The 2,724-nt window shown below is 70.3% G+C and carries 4 protein-coding genes; 3 read left to right on the top strand and 1 reads right to left on the bottom strand.

Translation table 11 applies throughout. The features are described 5' to 3' along the window. The 3 genes from AC08ON_RS00750 to AC08ON_RS00740 form a co-directional block, all read left to right on the top strand. A partial coding sequence (locus tag AC08ON_RS00750) for a hypothetical protein (RefSeq protein WP_476616282.1) occupies positions 1-209 on the top strand: 209 nt, incomplete at its 5' end. A 357-nt stretch (positions 210-566) separates the two neighbouring features. Then, positions 567-761, top strand: coding sequence for a ferredoxin (locus AC08ON_RS00745; RefSeq protein WP_011435700.1), 195 nt, complete (start codon positions 567-569; stop codon positions 759-761). Positions 762-886: 125 nt separating this feature from the next. Beyond that, positions 887-1,450 (top strand): HdeD family acid-resistance protein, encoded by a 564-nt coding sequence (locus AC08ON_RS00740; protein WP_476606139.1) that lies wholly within the window; start codon positions 887-889, stop codon positions 1,448-1,450. Positions 1,451-1,519: 69 nt separating this feature from the next. Here the strand turns inward: AC08ON_RS00740 and AC08ON_RS00735 are convergent, their stop codons facing one another. Next, a complete protein-coding gene (locus AC08ON_RS00735) occupies positions 1,520-2,524 on the bottom strand; it encodes an SOS response-associated peptidase (RefSeq protein WP_476606140.1) in 1,005 nt (334 codons plus the stop codon). Positions 2,525-2,724: the final 200 nt, after the last annotated feature.

Genomic DNA, 2,724 nt, shown 5'->3' with positions numbered 1-2,724 from the left:
GGACGGCGCCGATCCGTTCGGCCGACGACCGGCCGGCCAAGATCGGCCCCGTCCGCCGCGAGCTCGTCCGCGGCCCATCCGCCGGCGGCCCGGTCCTCATCAAGGAACACGCCCTCGCGAATCCCGAACAGGTCGGACTCGTCGCCACCGATCTCCTGCTCGTCCTCGGTGAACGTGGCGTCACGAACGCGGCGGGATCCACCAGCTGAGCCGTCTACTGGGGGGTCCGGCGGACGCAACGGCACGGTGGCGTCGTCCGACGGCAGCAGGTCCAGCGATGGCCATCGCGACGAAACGGACGTTTCAGGCGGAAATGCGTGGACGGGAAAGCGCGGCGACGGGGCCGACAGCGGGTACCCGGGACCAGGGGTGGATTCGACCATGGCTGGACCGTAGATCGATCACGGCGGCTCCCGCTCCGCTCGCCGCCGTCCTGTGGACAGCCGCCCGTCGTCCACAGCCCCCGCCCAGTGGCCTGCCGGGGTCCCGGTTCTGTCGCAGCCACGGGCTCGGCGGTAAGGTCCGCTCGACACTGATTTGTGGGAGCACCACTGGGAGGTGCGCCGATGCGCGTGACTGTCGACTACGACCGCTGCGCGAGCAGCGGAACCTGTGTCCGTCTCGTCCCGAACGTGTTCGAGATCCGCGACGACGGCTTCCTCTACCTCCTCGACGAGGAACCCGACGACGCCAGGTGGGACGACATCCAAGAGGCTGTTGACTCCTGCCCGACCGAGGCGATCAGCATCTCCGACAGCTGATCACGGCGTGGCGGTCGGCCGGGAGAGTGAGTCGCGGTAGCGACTCACCGGAACCGGGTAGAGACCTTCTGGCGAGAGCGGCCCGCGCGTATCCGGGCGGAGCCCCGACCCGGGGAGGTGCCTCGATGGCCACGATCTACCGGCAGCACCGACGTCAGCAAGCCCCCAGCGCGCTGTGGCCGGCGTTGCTCCTGCTCGGTGCGGCGGTCACCGTGCTGGGACTTCTGCTGATCACGAACCCCTTCGCGACAGCCCGCACGCTGGCGGTCCTCGCCGGGGTGGCACTCGTGCTCTCCGGTATCAGCGAGACGATCGCCGCGGTCCGGTCGGAGAACACTGCGGGGACCGCCCTGTTCGGGATCATGCTTGCGCTCGGCGGCGTCATCGTGCTGCTGTGGCCGGGAGTCACCCTCCGAGTCGTCGCGCTGCTCGTCGGCGCGATACTGATCATCACCGGGGTCGTCCGGGCCCTGGTGACCTGGGCGAGCAGATCCTCGCGCGGGACCGGCCGCGGCATCGCCGGTCCGCTCGCCCTGGCCGCGCTCAGTGTCGTCCTCGGCGTGCTGGCGCTGACCTGGCCGGGAAAGACGATCATGGTACTAGCGGTGATCTTCGGGATCCAACTGATCGTCACCGGTGTCACCGAGATCGCGCTCGGGCTCGCGCTTCGCCCGCACGGTCACTCCTGACCTCCGGCGACCATCCGTTCTCCGGATTTCCGGCGGATTAACCCGCGATTGCCGAGCGCGCCCGCCGAGTCACCCGCCTCCCGGCCCCGCGGCGGTGCCTTTGCCCGGGGCATTGACGGGGGTATCGACCGGGTCATGGACCGGGTCGATGCCGAACGACGACAGATCGACGGTGCCGCCCGCCCGCGCGGACGGACCGGTACCACCGCCGACGGAACCACCGGACCGCTCCGGGTCCACTGCGAGAGCCGTCCGCCCGCCCGCCTGCGCGACGGCCGCGGCGACCACCGGATCGATCTCGACGGGATCGATGAGATGACGACCCTTGTTCCGGACACTGCCCACCTCGGCCGCGACCGGATGCGCCGCGACCACCCCGGCCGGAGCCGGCCGCAGCAGCGAGGCGAACGCGGCGGGATCGCGGACCGAGGGATCCATCCAGCGATCCCAGGCAGCCTCGGGCAGGATCACCGGCGAGCGGTCGTGCAGGAACTCCAGCCCCGCGGCGGCCCCGGTCGTGAGGATCGTGAAGGTCACCAGCGGGGCCTCACCCCGGCGCCGGACCTCGTAGAGACCCGCGAACGCGAAGATCCCGCCGGTCGCGGGATGGCCCGCGGGACGGATGTAGAAGGGTTGCCCCCGCCGCGAGCCACCACCCGGATGAAACCACTCGTAGAAACCGGTCGCCGGGACGAGGCAGCGCCGTGCGGCGAAGGCCGATCGGAACGCCGGCTTGGTCGCCGCCGTCTCCGACCACGCATTGATCATCTTTGCCCCGATCGTCCGCTCCTTGGCCCAGGACGGCACCAACCCCCAGGTCGCGAGGCGAAGGACCCGCTCGGTCCGGGCGGCAGCCGGCGGCTTCCCGGCCGGGTGCCGGCCGGCCGGGGTGAGGCGCGCCTCACCCCGAAGAGCGCCGTCCGGGAGCTCACGCGGCTCGGCGATGACGATCGGCATCGCCGAGGTGGGCGCCACGTTGTAGTTCTCCGTCACCCCGCCGGCAGTCTCGTCGCGAGCGGACATCGCCGCGGCGAGGTCGTCGGTCTTCAGCTTCTGGGTGTACCGACCGCACATGGCGCCAGTGTGGCACCCGAGTCCGACAGTTCCAGGTTCCGCGCGGAGGTCACCCGAACGCGAAGGTCACCCGAACAGCGTGGCGAGGCCACCGGCCAATGCGCCGAGGTTGACTAGCGGGAGTTTCCTAGATAAGTTGATCTTTGGAGTCCGTTGAGCTGGCCGGTGGCTGGTTCAGGACGGTCTGACCTGGATCTTTG

Source organism: Frankia sp. CoWAU3, from assembly GCF_977971855.1.
Note: the sequence above shows the minus strand (reverse complement) of the source record. Positions and strands in the feature narration are given on the sequence as shown.

Excerpts from the sequence above, each read along its gene's own strand:
- AC08ON_RS00745 (WP_011435700.1), top strand. The coding sequence starts at position 567 with ATGCGCGTGACTGTCGACTACGACCGCTGCGCGAGCAGCGGAACCTGT.
- AC08ON_RS00740 (WP_476606139.1), top strand. The coding sequence starts at position 887 with ATGGCCACGATCTACCGGCAGCACCGACGTCAGCAAGCCCCCAGCGCG.
- AC08ON_RS00735 (WP_476606140.1), bottom strand. The coding sequence starts at position 2,524 with ATGTGCGGTCGGTACACCCAGAAGCTGAAGACCGACGACCTCGCCGCG.